This is a genomic window from Trinickia diaoshuihuensis (genome assembly GCF_003390925.1).
Taxonomy (GTDB): domain Bacteria; phylum Pseudomonadota; class Gammaproteobacteria; order Burkholderiales; family Burkholderiaceae; genus Trinickia; species Trinickia diaoshuihuensis.
Window position 1 is genome coordinate 160,206 of record NZ_QUBS01000087.1, and the last position, 23,234, is coordinate 183,439.

The following is a 23,234-nucleotide window of genomic DNA, read 5'->3' on the forward strand; positions in this document are numbered from 1 at the left end:
GACAATTATCGCTATGGTAGGCACCGCTCGTGAAGCGGCTGTTGATCGGCATCAAGCCGGGAGAAACGCCGCGCCTGCGATCCAAAAGACTTCGACTTCGCCAAGACCGGCGAGTTGCCGGCGCGGCGAAAAATCGTCGGACAACGGGAATGCCGGCGTCCGATCAATACGTTTCCCGATCGACCAAACGTTTGACGGCGTCAAGCGATTCGTTCAGCCGCTCCAGTGGGACGGACCCGAGGGCGAGGCGCATCGCCTGCGGCGCTTGCTTCGTCGTGGCGAATGGTGTCGCGATCGATACCGAGATCCCTCGTTCCAGCAGAGCGGCGGCAACGCGCTCGGCGCGCACGTCTTGCGGTAGCGAGAGCCAAGTGAAGTACGACGCCCGATGCGCGGTCAGCGTGAGACCCGCCAGCGCTCGCCGGGCAATTGCTTGCCGGGCCGCCGCGTCGCGGCGCTTTTCGGCTTCGAGACGGCGTACCGTGCCGTCTTCGAGCCAAGCGCAGGCCAGGCTCGTCACGATGCCCGGCGTGCTCCACGTGGTCGCGCGGATCGCGCGCACGCAGTCCGGCACGCAGGGCGGAGGCACGACCATGAATCCGAACCGCAGGCCCGTCGCCACGCTTTTGGAAATGCCCGAGACGTAGATCGTCGCTTCCGGCGCAATCGCCGCGAGGGGCGTGGGCGGGCGTTCGTCGAGGAATGCGTACGCCGCGTCTTCGATCGCGGTGAGCCCGTGCTTGCGTACGATCGCGGCCAATCGCCGGCGCCAAGCCAGGGAGCTAACCCAGCCGAGCGGGTTGTGAAGCGTCGGCATGACGTAGATCGCGCGCACGCGGCGGCGTGTGCAAAGCCGCTCCAATGCATCCAAATCGCAGCCCTCTCCGGCAGCCGGGACAGGCGCCAGTTCGAGGCGCAGCATCTCGGCGACGACCTTGAAACCGGGATAGGTGAGGGCATCGACGGCAACGACGTCGCCCGGTTTGAGCATCGCCAGCGCCGCCACGGCCAAGCCGTGCTGGGCGCCATCGACGATCAGCACCTGCTCGGGCGGCACGGCGAGTCCGTGCGATGCCAGATGCCGTGCGACGCAAGCGCGTTCGTGCGGGCGCCCGCCGTGGGGGCCATAGCGCAGTAAGGCTTCGAGATCACCGCCGCCCGCGATCCGCCGCAGCGCACCGCTCAGTAGCTTGGCTTGTTCGGGCAGCGAAGGGTAGTTGAAGTTCAAGTCGACGAGACCTTCGGCGACCGCCACTTGGTCGACGCCGAGTTCTCGGGGCAAGGCGCCCTCGCGGACGAACGTGCCCCGGCCCACCTCGCCGCTGACTAGGCCCATCTCTTCCAACCGAGCGTATACGCGCGTGGCGGTGACCAACGCGATGCCATGCATCTGCGCAAAGCGTCGATGCGTCGGCAACCGTGTGCCGGGCGCGTAGCGGCCGCTGCGTATCTGGGAAGCCAACTCGTCGACGAGCGGTTGAAATCGCGGCTTCGTCATTGGGCGATGTATTGAGTACAATTTTTTGATTGTATTGGATCTTGGTCATAAGATGGCTTGCGCCTTCATTCAAACCGCCATCACCTGGGTCCTTACATGCACATCGCCATCGTCTCGTTCGACGGATTCAACGAACTCGATTCCCTGATCGCCTACGGCATTCTCAACCGCATCAAAAAGCCGGATTGGCGCGTGTCGCTCTGCGGCCCGACTGCCGAAATCGAATCGATGAACGGGCTCTTGGTTCGCGCACAATCATTGCTCGAAGAGGCGCGCGAAGCCGACGCCGTGCTGATCGGCAGCGGTTCGAAGACGCTGCAAGTAGCCGCCGATCCGTCGATGATGTCGCGCCTCGCGCTGAACGCGTCCCGGCAACTCATCGCCGCCCAGTGCTCCGGTGCATTGATTTTGGCGAAACTAGGGTTGCTCGCCGACATCCCCGCTTGCACGGACTTGACGACCAAACCTTGGATGCAAGAAGCCGGCGTGCGCGTGCTCGACGCGCCGTTCTTCGCCGAAGGAAATATCGCCACGGCCGGCGGGTGCATGGCTTCGCCGTATTTGGCGGCGTGGATCATCGCGCGTTCGGAGGGCGTCGAAGCCGCCCGGGCGGCGCTGCACTATGTGGCGCCGGTCGGAGAGAAGGACGCGTACGTGGAAAACGCATTCAAACATCTTTCGCGGTATTTGCCGACTTGACGTCACGTGCCTCGTGCATATTCGGAGCGGCTTCGGTACGCTAACGCATGCTGCGCGTCGACTGGAGAAGCATGATGAGCGCCCATTCAAGCCCTCAATTGCCGGCTGCCACGGCTAGCGATATCCGTGGGATCGTCGGTCCACTCGAAGATGAAGTCATTGCGCGGATCGTGGAGGTCGGGGCCACGAGCGCCGAAGTGCTCGATGCCTACACACGCTATCGATCCGATCAATTGCAGGAAAAGAAGCTCGAATACGAACTGCACGGCAAGGCCGCCCGCGTGTACGACATTTTGCTGGCGGAAGAGCCCGATGACGAAGGGCTAGCCTGACCGGGACCGAACGTGCGCAGCCGCAGTGCCCCGGATTGCCCGGGGCGCCGCGGCTACGTGCGTTTGTGGTTTCGCTTTATGGCTGCGGCGCGGCATGCGTCTTCACGTTGCCGCGCATCTTCCTCACCGCATCTTCCAATTGCCGCGCGGTGGCATCGAACGCGTCGCGCAGCGCCACGTAGACATCCTCGTCCGATTCGCGGTTCGAGACGATTTCATGACCGGGAAAGGTCAGATCGATCCGAACCGCGAACGATTTTCCTTGATGCTTGTGCTTGTCGTCGCTGACGATTCGAACCTGACAGCGCATCAGTTCGCCGTAGTAGCGATCGAGCTTATCGGCCTGTTTCGTCACCGCGGCTTCAATGGCTTCGGAGCGTGCGAGGCCTTCGAAAGAGATCTCCAAGGGTAGTTTCATCGTTCGATTCCTGTTGATGGAAGGTGCGTGTTCGTGCCTCCATTGTTCGCCGCGAGGCCTCGGCGCGACTTGACGCGAGTCAAGAGGTCCCCGTTGACGTCGATCAACGCCACGTTGCCGGCTCGGCCTAGACTGGCCTCGACCGTCTCGCGACGCCCGCGCGGCGAGTCAGGGACGGATCGCGGTTGACGTGGATCAAGACCCGCCTAGGGTTTCCTCGGATATAAAGGGCATGCGGCTCGAACGAACGATCGTACGAAGCGCACCCGATCAGCCGATATCCGGCCGGGCCATCATCAACGCCATTCATCAGCCGCCGCTATGTCCCATCCAGCGTCAATCGAGAACGAGCACGCGCAACCGTCGGCCCATCGCATCGGTCGGTCATGCGTGCGTCGGTTGCTCGCGGCCGCGTCGATCGCGACGTTGGCGGGATGCATCTCGCTCGCGCCCGGCTATACGCGCCCCGCGCTGCCCGTGCCGACGAGCTACCCGGCCGACACCGGGAGCGCGGATACTCGCAACGACGCGGCTGAGCCGGTGCTGCCCGATTGGCACGATTACTTTCGCGATCCGCGTTTGCGTGCGCTCATCGACGAAGCGATGACGAACAATCGCGATCTGCGCGTCGCATCGGCGCGGATCGAGCAGGCGCGCGCGGTTGTCGGCATTCGCCGTTCGGCGCAGTTCCCCGGTATCGACGCGACGGCCACGGCGGCGCGCTTTCGGCTGCCGGCCGGGCTATTGAGTCCGCGGCCCGTCGTCGGCGATCTGTACGACGCGGGGCTGCTGGAAAGCAGTTGGGAAATCGATCTATGGGGACGCGTGCGCGAGGCCAAGGCGGCCGCGCTCGATACGTTGTTCGCGGTGGAATCGACGCGCAAGGCCGTGGCGTTGAGTTTGATCGCCCGCGTGGCCGACACGTACTTCGGGATCTGCGAACTCGACGAGCGTCTCGCATTTACGCGGGAGACGATCGCCAGCCGCGAGCGCTCCCGCCATATCTTTGCGCGGCGCTACGAAGTGGGCGCCACCTCGAAGCTCGATCTCGAGCAGTCCGAAATATTGCTCGAACAAGCGCGGACCTTGGAGGCGCAACTCGCTCAGGCGCGCGCTGGGGAGGCGCATGCGCTCGATGTCTTGATCGGTGCACCGGCGCACTTGGAGATGCGCGACCGGCCGCTCGACGATGCGGCGGTGATGCCTTCGCTCGTAGCCGGCTTGCCGTCCTCGCTCCTGGAGGCCAGACCCGATATCGTCGCCGCGGAGCAGCGTCTGCGGGCGGCGAACGCGAACATCGGCGTGGCGCGTGCGGCGTTTTTTCCGCGTATCGCCTTGACGAGTTCGTTCGGCAGCAGCAGCACCGAATTGAGCAACCTCTTTTCCACGAGCGCGGGGGCCTGGGCGTTTATTCCGAATCTCACGCTGCCGATCTTCGATGCGGGCCGCAACCGCTCGAACCTCCAATTGGCGAAGGCGCAGCGCGACGAAGCGACCGCGCAGTACGAGCAGGCGATACAAAACGCGTTCCGCGACGTGGCCGATGCGTTGTCCGCGACGACGTGGCTCGGCGCGCAAGTGGAGACGGCGCGCGCGACGCTCGATGCGCAGACGGAACGAGCGCGCCTTGCCCGTCTGCGTTATGACGACGGCGTGACGCCGTTCCTTGAAGTGCTCGATGCGCAGCGCGATTCGCTCAGCGCCGAGCAGCAACTCGTGCAGACGCGTCGTGCATTGCTTTCGAGCCGCGTCGCACTTTATACGGCGCTCGGCGGTGCAACCGCCGCCTCGAGCGCCGGCCTTGCGAACGATTCGGACGGTCTCGCGGCCGTGCGCAACTCCCGGACCGACCATGAAACTCACGAATAAATCGACGCTGATCGCATTGGTCGTGGCCGCGGCGATCGCGCTGGCCGGCGGCTACGCATGGCTCCACTGGCACGACACGGGGCCTGGCGATGGCTTCGCCAGCGGCAACGGCAGGATCGAGGCGACCGAAATCGACGTGGCGACGAAGCTGCCTGGCCGTATCGACGACATTCTCGTCGACGAAGGCGACTTCGTGAAAGCCGGACAGCCGCTCGCGAAGATGGAGGTACTGGCCCTCGATGCCCAATTGGACGAGGCTCGCGCGCGCGAGCAAGAAGCGGTCAATACGGTGGCGAGCGTGGCGGCGCTCGTCGTACAGCGCGAAAGTGACAAGGTCGCGGCGCAATCGATCGTCGCCCAGCGGGCCAGCGAACTCGACGCGGCCAGCCGGCGTCTAGCGCGGTCGGAAACGCTCTCGCGCGAAGGGGCGTCGTCGATGCAAGAGCGGGACGACGATCGCGCGCGGGTGCGCGGCATGGAGGCGACGGTGCGTGCGGCGCAAGCCCAGGTGGCCGCCGCGCAAGCGGCTATCGATGCGACGCGCGCGCAACTCGTCGCCGCGCGCTCGACGGTGGCGGCCGCGAAAGCGACGGTCCAGCGCGTGCAGTCCGACATCGACGATACACGGCTTCTGGCGCCGCGCGACGGCCGCGTCCAGTACCGTGTCGCGCAGGCGGGGGAGGTACTGCCTGCCGGCGGCAAGGTTCTCAACCTCGTCGACTTGTCCGACGTGTACATGACGTTCTTCCTGCCGGAGACCGTGGCGGGCAAGGTGGCCATGGGGGCCGAAGTGCATTTGGTGCTCGACGCGGCGCCGCAGTACGTCATTCCGGCGACGGTATCGTTCGTCTCCGCCACCGCTCAGTTCACGCCGAAAACCGTCGAGACCCAAAGCGAGCGGCAGAAACTCATGTTCCGCGTGAAGGCGCGCATCAACCGGGACTTGTTGCTGCGGCACCTGAAGATCGTCAAGACGGGCGTGCCCGGTGTCGCTTGGGTCAAGATCGATCCCAAAGCCGTTTGGCCGCGGCAGCTCGAAGTCAGGGTTCCGCGGTGACCGGGGTCGCGGACATGGCGAGTGCCGACGCGCGCGTCGAGGCGACGGACGCGGCGGCGCCTGTCGTCAGCATGCGCAACGTCTGTCTGCGCTACGGAAAGAGCGTGGCGCTCGAGGATGTGACGCTCGACATCCCCAAGGGCCGAACGGTGGGATTGATCGGACCGGACGGGGTAGGCAAATCGAGCCTGCTTGCGCTGGTCTCGGGTGCGAGGGCCATTCAATCGGGCAGCGTACACGCGCTGGGGGGCGACATGGGTTCGGCCCGCCATCGGGAAACGGTCTGCCCGAATATTGCCTATATGCCGCAAGGGCTCGGCAAAAATCTTTATGCGACGCTCTCGGTCGAGGAGAACCTGCAGTTTTTCGCGCGCTTGTTCGGTCACGGCGCAACCGAGCGCGGGCGCCGCATCGATGCGTTGACGCATAGCACGGGGCTGTACCCGTTTCTATCGCGCCCCGCGGGGAAGCTATCGGGAGGCATGAAGCAAAAGCTCGGCTTGTGCTGCGCGCTCATCCACGATCCCGATCTCTTGATCCTGGACGAGCCGACGACCGGCGTCGATCCGCTCGCACGGGCGCAGTTTTGGAACTTGATCGAGACGCTGCGCAACGCGCGTCCAGCGATGACGGTCATGGTCGCCACCGCTTATATGGACGAAGCGGCGCGGCTCGATTGGCTCGTGGCCATGGATGCGGGTCGGGTGCTGGCGACGGGCACGCCCCAGGCGCTGCTCGAACGCACGCATGCCGATACGCTCGAGCAGGCGTTCATCGCACTGCTTCCGGAAGAAAAACGGCGCGGCCATCAGAGCGTCGTCGTCGAACCATGGCAAGGGGACGAGGGCGACGAAGCGGCGATCGAGGCCGAAGGCTTGACGATGCGCTTCGGCGCATTCGTTGCCGTCGATCACGTGAGCTTCCGCATTCGCCGTGGCGAAATCTTCGGATTTCTCGGCTCCAACGGCTGCGGCAAATCGACGACGATGAAAATGCTCACGGGGCTGCTCAGTGCGACCGAAGGCAAGGCCACGCTGTTCGGCCGTCACGTCGATGCGAACGACCTCGATACGCGGCGCCGCGTCGGGTACATGTCCCAGGCATTCTCGCTCTACAGCGAACTGACCGTCCGGCAAAATCTCGTCCTGCACGCGCGGTTGTTCCAAGTCGCGCCGGAGCATATCGGCGAGCGCGTGCGCGAGATGAGCGAACGTTTCGGCTTGACGGGCGTATTGGATGCGTTGCCCGATCGCTTGCCGCTCGGCATTCGGCAGCGTTTGTCGCTGGCGGTGGCGATGGTCCATCGGCCCGAGATGCTGATTCTCGACGAGCCGACCTCGGGCGTCGATCCCGTCGCCCGCGACGACTTTTGGCGGCTGATGATCGATCTCGCGCGGCGCGACCGTGTGACGATCTTCATTTCCACGCATTTCATGAACGAAGCCGCGCGCTGCGACAGAATTTCGCTGATGCATGCGGGGCGCGTTCTCGCGAGCGGGCCGCCGGCGCAACTCGTCCGCGAGCGCGGCGCGCACACGCTCGAGGAAGCGTTCGTCGGTTACTTGGTCGATGCGGGCGGGCAAGCGCAGGCCGAGCCCCAACCTACGCCGGAGCCCGCCGACGCGTCGGCCGAACCGGCAAGGGATGCGCTCCCCGCGGCGCGGCGGGCGTTCAGCCTCGCGCGTGCGATCACGTATCTTTGGCGCGAAGCTTTGGAGTTGCGCCGCGATCCTGTGCGCGGCGCGCTGGCGCTGCTCGGATCGCTCGTGCTCATGTGCGTGATCGGACTCGGGATCAGCCTCGACGTCGAGAACTTGACCTTCGCGGTGCTGGATCGAGATCAGTCGGGCTTGAGTCACGACTATGCGCTCGGCATTTCGGGCTCGCGCTACTTCATCGAGCAGCGCCCGATCGTCGATTACGACGATCTCGATCGCCGCATGCGCGCGGGCGAATTGTCGTTGGCCGTCGAGATCCCGTCCGGCTTCGCGCGCGACTTGACGCACGGCCGGCCCGTTCAACTGGGCATATGGATCGACGGCGCCATGCCGCTGCGGGCCGAAACGATCCGCGGCTACGTGGTCGGCATGCACGAGCAATGGTTGCGCGATCAGATGCGCCATCGGTTAGGTGTCGAGGCCGTCGAGCGCGTCACGATCGAGACGCGATTCCGCTATAACCCCGACGTCAAAAGCTTGCCGGCGATGGTGCCGGCCGTGATCCCGCTGCTGCTCCTGATGCTGCCGGCCATGCTGACGGCGCTATCGGTCGTGCGCGAGCGCGAGCTGGGATCGATCGTGAACCTCTATGTGACGCCCGTCACACGAACCGAGTTTTTAGTCGGCAAGCAGGTGCCGTACGTGTTGCTCGCGATGCTCAACTTCGTCTTGATGGCGTTGCTCGCGCACTTCGCTTTCGACGTTCCACTCAAGGGCAGCGTATTGACACTGCTGCTGGCCGTCTTGCTGTTCAATATCGTCTCGACGGGATTCGGCTTGCTCGCATCGACGTTCACGCGCAGCCAGATCGCCGCCTTGTTCTTTACGTTGATCGCCACTCTGATTCCGGCGGTGGAATTTTGCGGCCTCATCAATCCCGTTTCGTCGATGGAAGGAGCGGGGCGCTGGGTAGGCAAAATCTACCCGGCGACCTATATGTTCGCGGTCAGCCGCGGCGTCTTCAACAAAGCATTGGGTTTTGCCGATCTGCGCGCGCATTTCTTGCCGTTGCTGCTCGCGATTCCCGTCGTCCTAGGCGCGACGATCGCGCTGCTGCGCAAGCAGGAGGCATGAATGCGTGCGGTATCGACGATCTATCGCTTGGGCGTCAAAGAGCTTTGGAGCCTTGCCCGTGACGTGACGATGCTGGTTTTGATCGTCTATACGTTCACGGTATCGATCTACGCGGCCGCCACCGCACAGCCCGAAACGCTGCACCTGGCGCCGATCGCGATCGTCGACGAGGACGCGTCGCCGCTCTCGGCGCGCATCGTCTCGGCGTTTTTTCCGCCGCAATTCAATCCGCCGATGCTGGTGGGTACGGCCGACGTGGACCACGGACTCGATTTGGGCCGCTTCACGTTCGCGCTCGATATTCCGCCGAATTTCCAACGCGACGTACTGGCCGGGCGGCAGACGCAAATTCAGTTGAACGTCGATGCGACGCGTATGAGCCAGGCCTTCACGGGCAGCGGATACGTGCAGCAAATCGCGAGCGGCGAAATATCGGACTTCGTCGCGCGCTATCGCGGCAATACGCCGCCGCCCGTCGATTTGGCCATGCACGTGCGCTTCAATCCGAATCTCGAGCACGCGTGGTTCGGCTCCCTGATGGAGATCATCAACAACGTGACGATGCTCTCGATCATTCTCACGGGTGCCGCGTTGATTCGGGAGCGCGAGCACGGCACGATCGAACATCTGCTCGTCATGCCCGTCACGCCGCTCGAAATCATGCTCGCGAAGGTGTGGTCGATGGGGCTCGTCGTGCTGATTGCCGCGCTGGCGTCGCTGACGTTCGTCGTGCGCGGCGCCCTGCATGTGCCGATTCACGGCTCGACCGCGTTGTTTATGGCCGGCGCTGCACTGCATTTGTTCGCCGCCACGTCGATGGGCATTTTTCTCGCGACGCTCGCGCGCAGCATGCCGCAGTTCGGCATGCTGATGGTGCTCGTTTTGATTCCGCTGGAATTGCTCTCCGGCGGCGTCACGCCGCGCGAGAGCATGCCGTTTATCGTGCGCGAGATCATGCTTGCCGCTCCCACCACGCATTTCGTCGAATTGGGGCAGGCAATCCTCTATCGCGGCGGCGGGCTCGATGCCGTTTGGCAGCCGTTCCTGGCGTTGGCGCTGATCGGGTCTGTTCTATTCGCACTTTCGCTCGCGCGGTTTCGCAAGACGATTGCGTTGATGGCTTGAAGGCGGCCGGGGGGCGCCTCGTCGATTCATCCGACGTACCCAGTGTCGATTGCCGCCGGATGTGCGTGAGGGCGCAGTCGCCGGCTCGGACTTCCTTTATATCTACGCCTTGGATTTCGAGGCGCCGGGTGGGTATCCGGTCGAACGATCAATCGGGAGGAACGGGACTATGCGAATGGTGATCGCATTGGCGGACAATGCGCTGCGCAAGCGAGGCGAGCAGGATTGCCATGTGGCGCGGGCAGCCGCCGCGCGGCTGGCGGCCGTCGTCGACGGCAACGACGTGGTACTCGTGCATGAACACGCGCACTTCGCAGACATGCCGGGCGCGGGCTTTTCACGTAACGATTCGCCGGCACGGATCGATGGCGATCCGCTAAGCCGGTTCGACCTCGAATTGCGACATTGCCTGGCCAGCGCGCGGCCATGCGCGACCTGGCTGCCGATGGTCGAAGTGGACCCGGCCGATCCCGCCTTCGCGCATCCGAATCAACCGATCGGCGCGGCCATCGTCGGCGAAAAGGCCGTCGCCGACGCGCGGGCGAATGCCTGGTCCATCGCCAAGGACCGCGTCGGGTATCGGCGCGTCGTGCCGAATCTGTCGCCGTTGCGCGTGCCGCACTCGGACGCGTTGCGCCGCTTGATCGAGGCACGGACCGTTGTAATTTGCCCGGGCGGAATCGTACCCGTCGTGGCGCGCGAGGATGGGGCGTGGCACGGCGTCGAGGCCGTCGTCGATCCATACTGTGCCGCCGAGTTGATCGCCGAGGAGATCGAGGCGGATCTTTTCGTCATCGTGACGGAGCTGGCCGGCGTGTTCCTCGATTGGGGCACAGCCAATTCGAAGTTGTTGCGTCACGGTCATCCGCACGCGTTGCGCGAATTCGCCGATACGGCAGGAGCGATGGGCCCGAAGCTGCGCGCAGCCGCGCATTTCGCCGAACGGACGGGACGGCGAGCGGCGATCGGGGCATTCGCCAATGTGGATCGGCTCCTCGAGGGCACGGCCGGGACGACGATTTCATGCGAGCATGCGGACCCGCGCCGCTTCGCGGGCGGATCGGTCGTCTGCTGAAGCGATACAGTGGCGGGGAGCCGTCAATACTTGGGTTTGCGGAAGGCCAGCAGAAAGAAGCGGCGTAACTCGTCGGCCAATTCGGCCTTCGCCGCCGCGAAGTCGAACGTGTGTTCGGGCTTCGACGGATAGCGCGCCCGCAAGACGGCGGCTTGACGCCGCGCATCGCCGGCCCTGGCCGCATCGAGTTCGGGCGTGCGCAAGGCATGGTCGGCGAGAACGGTCACACCTTCGTGCCGTACTTCGGCCACCCCGCCGGCGACGAAGACGCGGTGCACCGGTTCCTCTGCGCCATCCCAAAGCGAAATCACGCCCGGCTTGATCCGCGTGAGCAGCGGGATATGTCCGGGGTAGACGCCAAGTTCCCCAGCCTCGCCCGGCAGGACGACGAACGAGGCCGTGCCGCTATAGATTTCGGCCTCCACGCTGACGATGTCCACTTGCAGACCGTCGAGGCGATGCGCAGTCGAGGTGTTGTCCGTCATAGCGCCGCGGCTCCCGCGATGATCTCGCACAATTCGGTGGTGATTTGCGCTTGACGCGTCTTTTGATAGACGCGCGTCAGGTCGTGAATGAGACGATCGGCGTTTTCGGTCGCGGTATGCATCGCCATCATGCGCGCGTACTGCTCACAAGAACTGTTCTCCGCGACCGCTTGATAGACGAACGCTTCGACATAGCGCAGCAGCAGCGTCTCGATGACGGCCCCGGCATCGGGCTCATAGAGATAGTCGGGCGTGGGCGCAGCCCCATTGCCGGGCGGATGGAGCAGGGCGTCGAGCGGCAAGATGCGGTCGATACGCGGTTCGAACTCGGGCGCGCGCGTCGTACGGTTATAGGCGATATGGACTTCGTCCAACTCCCCGAGCAAGAACTCGCTCAGCGGTATCGAAATGGTGCCGAAGAACGATTCGAAATGCAGTTCCTGCGAGAGCGCGCCGCTATGCGCGACGATGTCCGCGCCGCAACGCGCGAGCGGCGCCATGCCGCGGGCGCCCACCACGCTCACGCGCGCGGCCACGCCGTCCCGGTCCCAGGCGGCGAGCCGATCGACGCATTGCAGCAGCAAGCGGCTATTCAATGGTCCGCACAACCCGCGGTCGGTACTGACGACGATCAAGCCCACGCGGCGCACCGGCACTTGCTTACGCAGAAACGGTGAGACGAATTCGGGGTTGGCCGCTTGCATATGCAGCGCGATCGCGCGCATGTGTTCCGCGTAGGGACGAAACGAACTCGCACGCTTGCGCGCGGCCGGCGCCTTGGCGCGGGCCAACATCTCCATTGCGCGCGTGATTTTACGCGTCGTGCCTATGCTTTTGATTTTCGCCTGGATTTCTCGAATATGCATCGGTGCAATTGAGTTGAAAGGTGAAAGGTCGTATTGAAAAAATCCGCTTGCCGATGGCAGTCATGTTCGAATGACAAGTTATGCCAAACATTCGCGGACGGCTTGATCCCGATCAATCGAGTAAGGGAATGCCCCCATACACTCCAGAGCAGACCAACGCCAATTAGGAGAAATGGGATGGACAGACCCAATGATTTGCCCGGCGCGGCAGTGGCCCCCACGGCGGCGGCCGGCGCCACAAGGGCGCAACCGAACACGCGCCGGCTCGGCGTGACGCTGCTGACGGGCGTCGTCGTGGCTTCGATGATCGGCGGAGGCGCATTCAATCTACCTCAAAACATGGCCCAGGGCGCCGGACTCGGCGCGGTAATCGTCGCGTGGGTCATCACGCTGGCGGGAATGTTCTTTCTTTCCAATACGTTTCGTACGCTGGCCGATAAGCGCCCCGATCTGAAAGCCGGCATCTATTCATATGCCCGCGAGGGATTCGGCGCATTCGCCGGCTTCGAGATGGCATGGGGCTATTGGCTTTCGGCCGCTTTCGGCAATATTGCATTTGCAATTCTGTTCATGCAAACGCTGGGCGTATTCATACCGGTATTTCGCAGCGGCAATAATTGGCCGGCGATCCTCGGCGCCTCGGCGCTCGTTTGGGTCATGAATTTCATCGTGCTCTCGGGCGTGAAGCGCGCGGCCATCATGAACGTCATGGCCAGCGTGGTGAACATCGGGGCGATTCTGGTCGCATTGAGCACGATGGTCGTGGCCTTCAAGGCCAACCTGTTCACCTACGATTTCTGGGGCGAACAACAACATCTCGGCAGCATCCTCGGGCAAGTGAAGAGCACGATGCTCGTCACGCTATGGGTGTTCATCGGCATCGAAGGTGCCGTCGTCGTTTCCGATCGCGCGGAAAAACCGTCGCAGGTCGGCAGGGCGACGTTCCTCGGCCTTTTGACCTGTACGACGCTGTACTTTCTGCTGTCGGCGCTGCCGTTCGGCGTCATGCATCAGGCGCAGTTGTCCGGCCTTGCGTCGCCGTCGGCCGCGTATGTGCTCAAAGCGGCGGTCGGCCAGTGGGGCGCGGTGTTTATCTCGATCGCGTTGATGCTGTCGCTGTTCAGTTGCTGGCTAGCGTGGACGATCCTCGTTGCCGAATTGCCTTACGAAGCGGCGAAAGACGGCGTGTTTCCGAAGTTTCTCGCCCGCGAAAACCGCCGGCACGCGGCGGCGCCTTCGCTGTGGCTTTCCAGCGCGACGATGCAAGCGGCCGTGTTCGTCGTCCTGTTCGCCCATAACGCGTGGAATTGGCTCGTTTCCATCACGGGCGTCATGATCTTGCCGCCCTACCTCTTCAGCGCGTTGTTTCTGTGGCGCTATGCGACGCAGCCCAGCTACCGCGCGACGCAAGGCGAGAGCGCCCGTCAGTCGATTTGGACCGGCGTGCTCGCATCCGTCTATTCGGTATGGCTGCTCTATGCCGCGGGTCCGCAATTCCTGCTGATGTCGACGATTTTGTTTGCCATCGGCATCCCCGTGTTTTGGTGGGCACGCCGTGAGCATGCGCCGGAGCAAGCCGTGCTGGCGCCGCGCGAGAAAGCCGCGGCCGTGCTGCTCGTGCTCGTTGCCATCGCCGCGCTGTCGTTGTTTCTGGCAGGCAAGGTCACGCTCGGCTGAGGCCGCCTCTTACATACGTATGTCATTCAAGCTTGATCGAGGAGAAACGCATGACGCTTGGAGTCCATTCCGAGGCCGGTAAATTGCGCACGGTGATGGTCTGCCGTCCCGGCCTCGCGCATCGCCGCTTGACGCCGGCCAACTGCGGCAGTTTGTTGTTCGACGACGTCATCTGGGTCGATCGCGCGATCGAGGATCATGAAGTGTTCGTCGGCGCGATGCGCGAGCGCGACATCGAAGTGCTCGAGTTTCATCATCTGCTCTCGCAGGTACTGCTCGATCGCGAAGCGCGCGATTGGGTTCTCGACCGGCGCATCGTCGAGGAGGAAGTCGGCACCGGCATGCTGCGCGAATTGCGGCTATGGCTCGAGGAGATGCCCGCGCAGCAGTTGGCCGATTGTCTCATCGGCGGGATTGCGAAAGCGCAACTGCCGTTCGACGCCCGAGGTCTCTTCGGCGGTTACCTCGAACGCTCCGATTTCGTCGTTCAGCCGCTCCCGAACCTGATCTTTCAGCGCGACCCCAGTTCGTGGGTGTGCGGCGGCGTCACGTTGAACCCCATGTATTGGCCGGCTCGGCGCAAAGAGACGCTGCTGCTCGCGGCCGTCTATCGTTTTCATCCTCGGTTCGCAGGTCATGTGCGGACGTGGTGGGGCGATCCCGATGTCGATCACGGCGCGCAAACGCTCGAAGGCGGCGACGTCATGCCGATCGGAGCGGGCGTCGTGCTGATCGGGATGGGCGAGCGCACGAGCCCACAAGCGGTGACGCAGGTGGCGCGCCGCCTATTCGCCGCGCATGCGGCCAAACGCGTCATCGCCTGCCAGTTGCCGAAGGCCCGCGCGTCGATGCACCTCGATACGGTGTTTTCGTTCATCGACGTCGACTTCGTCAGCATCTATCCCGACGTGGCGCAAGGCATTCAGTGCACGAGCCTTTACCCCGGCGACGAGCCGGGCCGGATTCGCTACGAGCGCCATACCGAGCCGTTCCTTTCGGTCGTGGCGGGCGCGCTCGGGATCGGCTCGCTGCGCGTGCTGACGACGGGCGGGGATACCTACGAAACCGAGCGCGAGCAGTGGGACGACGGCAACAACGTCTTGGCGCTCGACCGGCGCGTCGTGCTCGCGTACGACCGCAATGTCTACACGAATCGCAAGATGCGCCAAGCCGGAGTCGAGGTCATCGAAATCCCGGGCGGCGAACTCGGCCGCGGACGCGGCGGCAGCCATTGCATGAGTTGCCCGATCGAACGCGATCCGATCGACCTCTGACGCGGGCCGCCGCATCGAACCACCAGGCCATTGGCCAAGGAAACGAAATGTTCAATGTTCACAATCGCAGTTATTTGTCGTTGATGGAATACACGCCGCGTCAGATCCGCTATCTGCTCGATCTTTCACGCGACCTGAAGCGTGCCAAGTACGCCGGCGTCGAAATGCCGCGCTTGACGGGAAAAAACATCGCGCTGATTTTCGAAAAGACCTCGACGCGTACGCGCTGCGCCTTCGAAGTCGCCGCGCACGATCAAGGCGCGCATGTGACCTATATCGACCCGACGGGCTCGCAAATCGGCCATAAGGAGTCGATGAAGGACACGGCGCGCGTGCTCGGCCGCATGTACGACGCGATCGAATATCGCGGCTTCGGCCAGGAAATCGTCGAGGAGTTGGCGCGCTATGCCGGCGTGCCCGTCTACAACGGACTGACAGACGAGTTCCACCCGACGCAAATGCTCGCCGACGTCATGACGATGCACGAATTCAGCGACAAACCGCTGCACGACATCGCGTATTGCTATATGGGCGATGCCCGCAACAACACCGGCAACTCGTTGATGATCGTGGGCGCCAAGCTCGGCATGGACGTGCGTTTGTGCGCGCCGCGCCACTTGTGGCCGAACGATGCGCTCGTCGACGAGTGCCGCCGGATCGCGGCCGGCACGGGGGCGCGGCTCACGCTGACCGACGTACCGCGCGACGCCGTGAAAGGCGCCGACTTCGTCTATACGGACGTTTGGGTGTCGATGGGCGAGCCGTTCGAGAAATGGGGCGAACGTATCGAGCAATTGCTTCCCTACCAAGTCAATGCCGATTTGATGGCCGCAAGCGGCAACCCGCGCGTGAAGTTCATGCACTGCTTGCCGGCGTTTCACGACGCGAACACGCACGTCGGTAAGCAGATTGCCGACGCTTACGGGTTGCGCGACGGCGTGGAAGTGACGGACGAGGTGTTCGAATCGGAGGCATCGATCGTCTTCGATCAGGCCGAGAACCGGCTGCATACGATCAAGGCGATCTTGGTCGCGACGCTGGCGATGTGAGCGCGGCTAAAGGAACGACATTATGCGGATCGTAATCGCCCTGGGTGGCAATGCGCTGTTAAAGCGCGGAGAGGCATTGAGCGCCGAGGCGCAACGGGCGAATATTCGGCTTGCGGCCGAGCAACTCGCGCAGGTGGCCGAAGGCAACGAGGTGGTGATCGTGCACGGCAACGGCCCGCAGGTCGGCCTGTTGGCGTCTCAGGAGCGGGAGGCCCGTACGAGCGCGGGCTTTCCGCTAGACGTCCTCGATGCGGAGACCGAAGGCATGATCGGTTACCTGCTCGAACTGGAATTGCGCAACCGGCTGCCGAAGGCGAGGGCATGCGCGACGTTGCTCACGATGGTCGAAGTCGATCCTAACGATCGGGCGTTCGATCACCCCGACAAGCCGATCGGCGCGATGTTGACCGACGCCGCCGCGCTCGAGGCGGCCAAAGCGAAGGGATGGGCCATCGCGCGCGACGGCACGGGGTATCGGCGCGTCGTACCGAGCCCGCGCCCCCAGCGTCTCGTGCAATGGGCGCCGCTGCGTTGGCTGCTCGATCAGCATGCGATCGTAATTTGCGCCGGCGGGGGCGGCATCCCCGTGGTTGCCGCGGAAGACGGCACGTTGCGCGGGATCGAAGCGGTGGTCGATAAGGATCGCAGCGCGGCGCTCGTGGCCGAGGAGATCGACGCGGACGTGTTCGTCATCGCGACCGACGTCGAGGGCGTATTCGCCGATTGGGGCACGCCGAGCGCCACGTTGTTGCGGCATCTCGATCCGAGCATATTGCGCGAGCGGACGTTTGCGGCGGGTTCGATGGGACCGAAGGTCGAGGCCGCGGCGCGGTTCGCCCAGCGCACGGGACGGCGCGCCGCCATAGGCGCATTGACCGACGTCGCCGCGCTCGTCGAAGGGACGGCAGGGACGACTATGTCCGTGCGATGACGGCGGGGCTAAGCGGCCCAGGCATGCCCGGGCCGCGCGAGCAACCCGAAAGCTCGACGTTCAATACCCCGTCAGCACGATGCGCCCATCGACCTTGCCTTCCTTGAGCGCGGCAAACACCGTGTTGATATTGTCGAGGCGGTCGCGATGAATGTGCGCGCGCACCTTGCCTTCGGCCGCGAACTCGAGCGATTCTTGCAGATCGCGCCGCGTACCGACGATCGAGCCGCGCACGGTGATACCGTTCAGCACGGTCGAGAAAATCGGCAGCGGAAAGTCGCCCGGAGGCAGGCCGTTCAGCGAGATCGTCCCGCCGCGCCGAACCATTCCCAAGGCCTGTGCGAAGGCGCTGCGTGAAACGGCGGTCACGAGCACGCCGTGCACCCCGCCGATTTCTTTCTGGATGACGGCGGCCGGATCCTGCGTCGCCGCGTTCACGGTCAGCGTTGCCCCGAGCTTGCGTGCGAGTTCGAGTTTTTCGTCGGCGACGTCGACGGCCACGACATGCAAGCCCATGGCCACGGCGTATTGCACGGCGACGTGCCCGAGTCCGCCCACGCCCGAGATCGCGATCCATTGCCCCGGCCGCGTATCGGTGACGCGAATCCCCTTATAAACCGTGACGCCGGCGCACAAGATGGGCGCGATTTCGTCGAATGCGACATTGGCCGGCAAGTGGCCGACATAGTTCGGGTCGGCCACGACATACTCGGCGTAGCTGCCGTTGACGGAATAACCGGTGTTTTGCTGATCGTGGCACAGCGTTTCCCAACCCGTCTGGCAGTACTCGCAATGGCCGCAGGCGGTGTGGAGCCAGGGCACGCCCACGCGATCGCCTTCTTTCAGGTGCTTCACGCGCGAGCCGACCGCGGCGACGTAGCCTACGCCTTCATGCCCGGGAATGAACGGTAACGCGGGTTTCACGGGCCAATCGCCGTCCGCTGCGTGCAGATCGGTATGGCAGACGCCAGAGGCTTCGATTTTGACGAGCACCTGTTCGGGCTCGGGTGTTGGCACCGGGACTTCCTCGATGCTCAACGGTTCGCCAAATGCATGCACGACGGCAGCTTTCATGACTCGGGCCATCTCCGGCTCCTATTCGGTTGACAGAGATGGCCAGTATCGATTCCACAGCCGCGTGCGCGGTTGAGGCAAATCAACTCAAGCGAGAGGATGTCCGCCTTTGAGCGTGTCGGAGGGACGCACGCCGAACAGGCGCCGATAGTCGGCGGAGAATTGGCTGAAATGCCAGAACCCCCACGCGGTGGCGATATCTTGCACCGTGTGGGGATGCGGCGCCGTATGACCGGCGTCGGCCAGGTCGCGGCGGGCGCCGTTCAAGCGCAGGGCGCGCAAGTAGGCAACGGGCGAGAGCCCCGCGACGTCTTGAAAGCAGTATTGGAGCGTGCGCCGGCTCACGTGCAGTTGCTCGCATAGCTCGGGCACGCCGATCGGCCTGTCGCGATGGGCGATCGCATAGTCGCGCGCGTCCATGACGAGCGCAAGGCGCCGGCGATACGTCGATCGCTGAATCGATGCGCACTCGAGGCGAGATGGTGTCGCGCACAGATCGAATAACGCCTCGAGCACCGACGATTGCAGTTGATTGCGCAAGAACGCCGACGGTGGCGTGCCGCGGCGCGCGCTTCGTTCGAGGATCGCGCGCAGCGACGCCACGAGCCGCGCCTTGCGCGCGGCGCCGATCGGTACGACGGACGCGTCCGATAGCGGCTGCCCGAGCCCGAGATGCTCGACGTCGGATGCGTAGCGGCGCAACACGTCGCCTTTGACGACGATGCCGAAGAATTCGTGATGCGCGGGCGTGAGCAGTTCGAACTCGACGCCGCCTGGCCGCAAGGCGAGCGCGTGTTCGCCGATCGGCTGTCCGTCGATGCGTCCGGCCCCCGCGTCGCAAACCGGGATGCCGAACCAATAAGCATCCGATTTCACTTCGCAGGTTTGCCGCAAAGTGTGGCTCGTCGTTTCGTGAAACACGGTCATGCGATCGAGGAACAATTCCACGAGCGTACCCGTGAAGCGTCCCGCGCTCAGTTGATCGTAGGTCTGATGCCAACCGTGCAGATTGCGCGCGTGCTCGTCCGCATCGTGTGCGATCGACATGCACAGCGGCTGGGCGCTGCCGGCTCCGGCACGGTGCGGCGCATCGGAGAAGGGCATCGTGAGGTCGGGAATCGGCGTCATGGCCGCTCAGATGCAAGAGCTACGCCAGGTGCGTCGAGTACGTCGCTCTCGTCCTTGAGCGCCACGCCCGTCAGCGATAAGCGCTTCGCTTGCGTCAGCAGATAGTGGAGCTTGTGCGCGGCGTGCTCGTAGCCGAGTCCCTCGGGACGGACGTTCGAAATGCAATTGCGTTCGGCGTCGGTGCGCCCGACGCGAGGCCCGTAGGTGAGATAGATGCCCAGACTGTCGGGCGAACTCAAACCGGGCCGCTCGCCGATGAGCACGGCGACGATGGCGGCGCCGAGCACCTCGCCGATTTCGTCGCCGAGCGCCACGCGCGCTTGCCGCGCGAGTACGACCGGACCGATACGCCACCCGCTAAGCTTCGCCCGCGCGGCGACGAGTACGGGCAGCGCATGATGGGCGACGGCGAACGCCGATAGCCCATCGGCGACGACGAACGTGAGTTCGGGCGCATCGGCGCGCGCCTGCTCCAATGCGGCGCGGCTCTCGCGCGAGAGTCGCCGCCCAAGGTCGGGCCGGCGCAAGTACTGCGCGCGATCGGCGGCGGCGCTGTGCGCGTCGAGCGTCGCGAGGCCTTCGGCGTTCAGCGCCGCGCGCAAGGGTTCGATCTCGAACGGCTGATGCACGGCATCGCGCGCCTTCGCGTGCGAAAGCTCGAACGCCAGCAGGGCGTCGGTCGGCAACCCGTGGCCGGTGCGGCCGAGCGCGATGCGAGCGCGTGTGAAGCCGCGCAGCGCGTGCCATGGATCGGGGGCGACGAACCGAGTCATGCGGCCCCCACCCAGGCCGATGCGCTCTCCAGTAACGGTTGACGCGGCGAAGCCGGCAGCAAGGCGCCGCTCGCATCGGTGATGCGCATCGATTCGAGCCACGCCTCGAATTCGGGGGCGCGGCGCAGGCCGAGAACGTCGCGCAAATACAAGGCGTCGTGGAACGACGTGCTTTGATAATTGAGCATGATGTCGTCCGCGCCGGGTATGCCCATGATGAAATTGACCCCTGCCACGCCGAGCAGCGTGAGCAAGGCGTCCATGTCGTTTTGGTCGGCTTGCGCGTGATTCGTGTAGCAGATGTCGCAGCCCATCGGCACACCCAGCAGCTTGCCGCAAAAATGATCCTCGAGCCCGGCGCGCGTGATTTGCTTGCCGTCGTAGAGGTATTCGGGGCCGATGAAACCCACCACGGTATTGGTCAGCAGCGGCTCGAAGCGCCGGGCCACGGCATAGGCGCGTGCTTCGCAGGTTTGCTGATCGACGCCGTGGTGCGCGCCCGCCGAGAGCGCGCTGCCTTGACCCGTTTCGAAGTACATGACGTTATCGCCCACGGTGCCGCGGCGCAGGGAACGCGCGGCGTCGTGCGCCTCGCGCAGCAAATCGAGCGAAATGCCGAAGCTCGCGTTCGCCGCTTGCGTACCGGCGATCGATTGGAACACGAGATCGACGGGCGCGCCGCGTTCGATCGCGGCGATCGTGCTCGTGACGTGGGTCAGCACGCACGATTGCGTCGGCACCTGGTGACGTTCGCGAAACTCGTCGATCATGACGAGCAAGGTCGTAATGGCGGCCAAGCTGTCGGTGGCCGGATTGATGCCGATGACGGCGTCGCCGCAGCCGTACATGAGGCCGTCGAGCATCGAGGCCGCGATGCCTTTGACGTCGTCCGTGGGATGGTTCGGTTGCAGTCGCACGGATAGGCGGCCGGGCAGTCCGATCGTATTGCGAAAGCGCGTGACGACGGGCCGTTTGCGTGCCACCGAAATCAGATCTTGATTACGCATGAGCTTGGAGACGGCCGCCGTCATCTCGGGCGTCAGCCCCGGGGCGATGCGAATCAGCGCCGACGTATCGGCCGCATCGGACAACAGCCAATCGCGAAAATCGCCCACGGTCAGGTGTTCGATTTCGGCGAACGCCTCGGCGTCGTGCTCGTCGACGATGAGCCGCGTCACCTCGTCTTGTTCGTAGGGGATCACCGCTTCGTTCAAAAACGCGCGTAGCGGCGTGGCCGCGAGCGCCAGCTTGGCGGCCACGCGCTCCTCCTCGGTGTCGGCGGCCAAACCGGCAAGCTCGTCGCCGGAACGTTGCGGGCTCGCCTTGGCAAGCATGGTTTTCAAATCGGCGAAGCGATAGACGCGTGCGCCGACTGTCTCCTTGTAGCTCATGCGAATGACTCCCTTCGATGCCGGGCACGACCGCGGCCGTCGTGCCCGGGCGGACTTGGCGCTCAGTCTTCGATGAGCGCGTCGGCGGGGGCAAGCTCGCGCCGCCGGCGCGTCGTCAGGAAATAACCGTAGCCCAGTGCGACGAAGACCGCAAATACGAGCGCGACTTGTTGGTTGTAGTAGACCATCGTGACGAGCGAGACGACGGCCGCGGCCAGCGCGAACGCGGGGAAATAGGGAAACAGAGGGGCGCGAAACGGGCGTTCGAGCGCGGGCTCGGCGCGCCGCAGCTTGAACAAGGCCGCCATGCTGATGATGTACATGACGATCGCGCCGAACACGGACATCGTCACGATATTGGCCGTGAGCGTTTGCCCGGCGAACTGAACGAGTTCGTCGCTGTAGATGGCGGCGATGCCGATTACGCCGCCCGCGACGATCGCGCGATGCGGCGTTCGAAAGCGCGGATGGACCTTGGCCAGCCATTCGGGCAGGTAACCCGCACGCGCGAGCGCGAAAATCTGGCGCGAATAACCGAGGATGATGCCGTGAAACGAGGCGACGAGCCCGAAGAGTCCCAGCCAGACGAGCATATGCATCCAGCCGCTGTGTTCGCCCACGATGTACTTCATCGCTTGCGGCAACGGATCGTTGATGTTTGCAAGGCGTGTCCAGTCGCCTGCGCCGCCGGCGAAGATCATGACGCCGAGCGCCAGCGCGACGAGCGTGAGAATCCCGGCGACATAGGCGATCGGAATCGATCGCTTCGGGTTGCGCGCTTCCTCGGCGGCCATGGCCACGCCTTCGATCGCGAGGAAGAACCAGATCGCGAAGGGAATGGCGGCGAACATGCCGTGGAACGCGCCCAATTTGAAACCTTGCGCGCCGGCCCAGCCCCCTTGGGTGAAGTGGCTCCAATTGAACCCGGGCGCGACGACGCCCATGAATACGAACAACTCGAAGATGGCGAGCAAGGTGACGAAGAGCTCGAACGCGGCGGCGATTTGCACGCCGACGATATTCAAAGCCATAAACACGAGGTAGGCGCCAAGCGCGGCGTGTTTCGGCTCGAGTCCCGGAAACTGCACATGCAGATAGGCGCCGATCGCGAGGGCGATGGCGGGCGGCGCGAACACGAACTCCACGAGTGTCGCCATGCCGGCCATATAGCCGCCCAATGGCCCGAAGGCATGGTGCGCATAGGCGAACGGTCCACCCGCGTGCGGAATCGACGTCGTCAACTCGGTAAAGCTGAAAATGAACGTCGTATACATCGCGGCCACGAAAACCGAGGTGACCAAGAACCCCAGCGTTCCGGCGCTGGCCCAGCCGTAGCTCCAGCCGAAGTACTCGCCCGAGATCACGAGCCCGACGGCGATTCCCCACAACTGCCAGGTGCCGAGCGTCTGCTTGAGTTCATGGTGGGTGACCGCGCGCGCGGGGGCGATATTCAGATCGGGCGTCATGGATCTCTCTCCGGTGAAGACGGGCGGCAAACGCCAAGCGGCATAGGGATCGATAGTAGGGAGCCATATTTCCGGCTGTTATCGAAATTCGGCAAACTTAGCAAAGCGGGCATGACGCCCCGGGACGAGCGAGGAGGGGGAGGAGGGCGAGGAACGGTGGGAGCGGTGGGAGCGGTGGGAGCGGTGGGAGCGGTGGGAGCGGTGGGAGCGGTGGGAGCGGTGGGAGGCCGGTGGCAGTTCGGGTTTACGCGTATC

General features: G+C 64.2%; 20 protein-coding genes. 11 read left to right on the forward strand and 9 right to left on the reverse strand.

Going from position 1 to position 23,234, the window contains the following annotated elements:
* Positions 1–163: 163 nt before the first annotated feature.
* On the reverse strand, positions 164–1,498 hold the full coding sequence (locus DXT59_RS25310; RefSeq protein WP_116140376.1) for an aminotransferase-like domain-containing protein: 1,335 nt from the start codon (positions 1,496–1,498) through the stop codon (positions 164–166).
* Positions 1,499–1,594: 96 nt separating this feature from the next.
* On the opposite strand from DXT59_RS25310, the gene DXT59_RS25315 reads away from it, so the two are divergent.
* Together DXT59_RS25315 and DXT59_RS25320 are read left to right on the forward strand one after the other, a co-directional pair.
* On the forward strand, positions 1,595–2,197 hold the full coding sequence (locus DXT59_RS25315; protein ID WP_116140378.1) for a DJ-1/PfpI family protein: 603 nt from the start codon (positions 1,595–1,597) through the stop codon (positions 2,195–2,197).
* Positions 2,198–2,271: 74 nt separating this feature from the next.
* Entirely contained in the window at positions 2,272–2,529 is a 258-nt protein-coding gene (locus DXT59_RS25320) for a hypothetical protein (RefSeq protein WP_116140756.1), read from the forward strand.
* Between the two features lie 76 nt (positions 2,530–2,605).
* Here the strand turns inward: DXT59_RS25320 and DXT59_RS25325 are convergent, their stop codons facing one another.
* Positions 2,606–2,947 (reverse strand): HPF/RaiA family ribosome-associated protein, encoded by a 342-nt coding sequence (locus DXT59_RS25325; protein ID WP_116140380.1) that lies wholly within the window; start codon positions 2,945–2,947, stop codon positions 2,606–2,608.
* Positions 2,948–3,268: 321 nt separating this feature from the next.
* On the opposite strand from DXT59_RS25325, the gene DXT59_RS25330 reads away from it, so the two are divergent.
* From DXT59_RS25330 to DXT59_RS25350, 5 genes are all read left to right on the forward strand, one after another.
* Complete coding sequence (locus DXT59_RS25330; RefSeq protein ID WP_116140383.1) at positions 3,269–4,816, forward strand: efflux transporter outer membrane subunit; 1,548 nt, start codon at positions 3,269–3,271, stop codon at positions 4,814–4,816.
* Complete coding sequence (locus tag DXT59_RS25335; RefSeq protein ID WP_116140385.1) at positions 4,800–5,873, forward strand: HlyD family secretion protein; 1,074 nt, start codon at positions 4,800–4,802, stop codon at positions 5,871–5,873. The genes DXT59_RS25330 and DXT59_RS25335 overlap by 17 nt, the downstream gene beginning before the upstream one ends.
* Positions 5,874–5,887: 14 nt before the next feature.
* Positions 5,888–8,665: a ribosome-associated ATPase/putative transporter RbbA gene (gene rbbA, locus DXT59_RS25340; protein WP_116140387.1), complete on the forward strand. Its 2,778-nt coding sequence runs from the start codon at positions 5,888–5,890 to the stop codon at positions 8,663–8,665.
* On the forward strand, positions 8,666–9,790 hold the full coding sequence (locus tag DXT59_RS25345; protein WP_116140389.1) for an ABC transporter permease: 1,125 nt from the start codon (positions 8,666–8,668) through the stop codon (positions 9,788–9,790).
* A gap of 169 nt (positions 9,791–9,959) precedes the next feature.
* On the forward strand, positions 9,960–10,865 hold the full coding sequence (locus DXT59_RS25350) for an amino acid kinase family protein (protein WP_116140391.1): 906 nt from the start codon (positions 9,960–9,962) through the stop codon (positions 10,863–10,865).
* A 23-nt stretch (positions 10,866–10,888) separates the two neighbouring features.
* On the opposite strand, the gene atpC is transcribed toward DXT59_RS25350, so the two are convergent.
* Entirely contained in the window at positions 10,889–11,350 is a 462-nt protein-coding gene (gene atpC / locus DXT59_RS25355; RefSeq protein WP_116140394.1) for an ATP synthase F1 subunit epsilon, read from the reverse strand.
* Positions 11,347–12,150 (reverse strand): ATP synthase F1 subunit gamma, encoded by an 804-nt coding sequence (gene atpG / locus DXT59_RS25360; RefSeq protein ID WP_338065193.1) that lies wholly within the window; start codon positions 12,148–12,150, stop codon positions 11,347–11,349. The genes atpC and atpG overlap by 4 nt, the downstream gene beginning before the upstream one ends.
* Before the next feature lie 243 nt (positions 12,151–12,393).
* Between atpG and DXT59_RS25365 the strand changes: the two genes are divergently transcribed.
* From DXT59_RS25365 to DXT59_RS25380, 4 genes are read left to right on the forward strand one after another with little or no spacing between them, the layout of a single operon-like run.
* Positions 12,394–13,893: a basic amino acid/polyamine antiporter gene (locus tag DXT59_RS25365; RefSeq protein ID WP_116140398.1), complete on the forward strand. Its 1,500-nt coding sequence runs from the start codon at positions 12,394–12,396 to the stop codon at positions 13,891–13,893.
* Between the two features lie 50 nt (positions 13,894–13,943).
* Positions 13,944–15,167, forward strand: a complete 1,224-nt coding sequence (locus DXT59_RS25370; RefSeq protein ID WP_116140400.1) for an arginine deiminase — start codon at positions 13,944–13,946, stop codon at positions 15,165–15,167.
* Between the two features lie 47 nt (positions 15,168–15,214).
* Positions 15,215–16,216 (forward strand): ornithine carbamoyltransferase, encoded by a 1,002-nt coding sequence (locus DXT59_RS25375; protein ID WP_116140402.1) that lies wholly within the window; start codon positions 15,215–15,217, stop codon positions 16,214–16,216.
* 22 nt (positions 16,217–16,238) lie between these two features.
* A complete protein-coding gene (locus DXT59_RS25380; RefSeq protein WP_116140404.1) occupies positions 16,239–17,147 on the forward strand; it encodes a carbamate kinase in 909 nt (302 codons plus the stop codon).
* Between the two features lie 60 nt (positions 17,148–17,207).
* Here the strand turns inward: DXT59_RS25380 and adhP are convergent, their stop codons facing one another.
* The 5 genes from adhP to eat all read right to left on the reverse strand — a co-directional run bounded on the left by adhP (position 17,208) and on the right by eat (position 22,979).
* Complete coding sequence (gene adhP, locus DXT59_RS25385) at positions 17,208–18,233, reverse strand: alcohol dehydrogenase AdhP (RefSeq protein ID WP_116140406.1); 1,026 nt, start codon at positions 18,231–18,233, stop codon at positions 17,208–17,210.
* 75 nt (positions 18,234–18,308) lie between these two features.
* Positions 18,309–19,349, reverse strand: coding sequence for a helix-turn-helix domain-containing protein (locus DXT59_RS25390; RefSeq protein ID WP_116140408.1), 1,041 nt, complete (start codon positions 19,347–19,349; stop codon positions 18,309–18,311).
* A complete protein-coding gene (gene eutC, locus DXT59_RS25395) occupies positions 19,346–20,122 on the reverse strand; it encodes an ethanolamine ammonia-lyase subunit EutC (RefSeq protein ID WP_116140410.1) in 777 nt (258 codons plus the stop codon). The genes DXT59_RS25390 and eutC overlap by 4 nt, the downstream gene beginning before the upstream one ends.
* Positions 20,119–21,513 (reverse strand): ethanolamine ammonia-lyase subunit EutB, encoded by a 1,395-nt coding sequence (locus tag DXT59_RS25400; RefSeq protein WP_116140412.1) that lies wholly within the window; start codon positions 21,511–21,513, stop codon positions 20,119–20,121. Before DXT59_RS25400 ends, eutC begins: the two co-directional genes overlap by 4 nt.
* 62 nt (positions 21,514–21,575) lie before the next feature.
* Positions 21,576–22,979, reverse strand: coding sequence for an ethanolamine permease (eat, locus tag DXT59_RS25405; protein WP_116140414.1), 1,404 nt, complete (start codon positions 22,977–22,979; stop codon positions 21,576–21,578).
* Positions 22,980–23,234: the final 255 nt, after the last annotated feature.

What these genes read in the sequence shown, in the direction of transcription:
- DXT59_RS25310 (WP_116140376.1), bottom strand. Translation starts at nt 1,498, where the DNA reads ATGACGAAGCCGCGATTTCAACCGCTCGTCGACGAGTTGGCTTCCCAG.
- DXT59_RS25315 (WP_116140378.1), top strand. Translation starts at nt 1,595, where the DNA reads ATGCACATCGCCATCGTCTCGTTCGACGGATTCAACGAACTCGATTCC.
- DXT59_RS25320 (WP_116140756.1), top strand. Translation starts at nt 2,272, where the DNA reads ATGAGCGCCCATTCAAGCCCTCAATTGCCGGCTGCCACGGCTAGCGAT.
- DXT59_RS25325 (WP_116140380.1), bottom strand. Translation starts at nt 2,947, where the DNA reads ATGAAACTACCCTTGGAGATCTCTTTCGAAGGCCTCGCACGCTCCGAA.
- DXT59_RS25330 (WP_116140383.1), top strand. Translation starts at nt 3,269, where the DNA reads ATGTCCCATCCAGCGTCAATCGAGAACGAGCACGCGCAACCGTCGGCC.
- DXT59_RS25335 (WP_116140385.1), top strand. Translation starts at nt 4,800, where the DNA reads ATGAAACTCACGAATAAATCGACGCTGATCGCATTGGTCGTGGCCGCG.
- rbbA (WP_116140387.1), top strand. Translation starts at nt 5,888, where the DNA reads ATGGCGAGTGCCGACGCGCGCGTCGAGGCGACGGACGCGGCGGCGCCT.
- DXT59_RS25345 (WP_116140389.1), top strand. Translation starts at nt 8,666, where the DNA reads ATGCGTGCGGTATCGACGATCTATCGCTTGGGCGTCAAAGAGCTTTGG.
- DXT59_RS25350 (WP_116140391.1), top strand. Translation starts at nt 9,960, where the DNA reads ATGCGAATGGTGATCGCATTGGCGGACAATGCGCTGCGCAAGCGAGGC.
- atpC (WP_116140394.1), bottom strand. Translation starts at nt 11,350, where the DNA reads ATGACGGACAACACCTCGACTGCGCATCGCCTCGACGGTCTGCAAGTG.
- atpG (WP_338065193.1), bottom strand. Translation starts at nt 12,150, where the DNA reads ATGGAGATGTTGGCCCGCGCCAAGGCGCCGGCCGCGCGCAAGCGTGCG.
- DXT59_RS25365 (WP_116140398.1), top strand. Translation starts at nt 12,394, where the DNA reads ATGGACAGACCCAATGATTTGCCCGGCGCGGCAGTGGCCCCCACGGCG.
- DXT59_RS25370 (WP_116140400.1), top strand. Translation starts at nt 13,944, where the DNA reads ATGACGCTTGGAGTCCATTCCGAGGCCGGTAAATTGCGCACGGTGATG.
- DXT59_RS25375 (WP_116140402.1), top strand. Translation starts at nt 15,215, where the DNA reads ATGTTCAATGTTCACAATCGCAGTTATTTGTCGTTGATGGAATACACG.
- DXT59_RS25380 (WP_116140404.1), top strand. Translation starts at nt 16,239, where the DNA reads ATGCGGATCGTAATCGCCCTGGGTGGCAATGCGCTGTTAAAGCGCGGA.
- adhP (WP_116140406.1), bottom strand. Translation starts at nt 18,233, where the DNA reads ATGGCCCGAGTCATGAAAGCTGCCGTCGTGCATGCATTTGGCGAACCG.
- DXT59_RS25390 (WP_116140408.1), bottom strand. Translation starts at nt 19,349, where the DNA reads ATGACGCCGATTCCCGACCTCACGATGCCCTTCTCCGATGCGCCGCAC.
- eutC (WP_116140410.1), bottom strand. Translation starts at nt 20,122, where the DNA reads ATGACTCGGTTCGTCGCCCCCGATCCATGGCACGCGCTGCGCGGCTTC.
- DXT59_RS25400 (WP_116140412.1), bottom strand. Translation starts at nt 21,513, where the DNA reads ATGAGCTACAAGGAGACAGTCGGCGCACGCGTCTATCGCTTCGCCGAT.
- eat (WP_116140414.1), bottom strand. Translation starts at nt 22,979, where the DNA reads ATGACGCCCGATCTGAATATCGCCCCCGCGCGCGCGGTCACCCACCAT.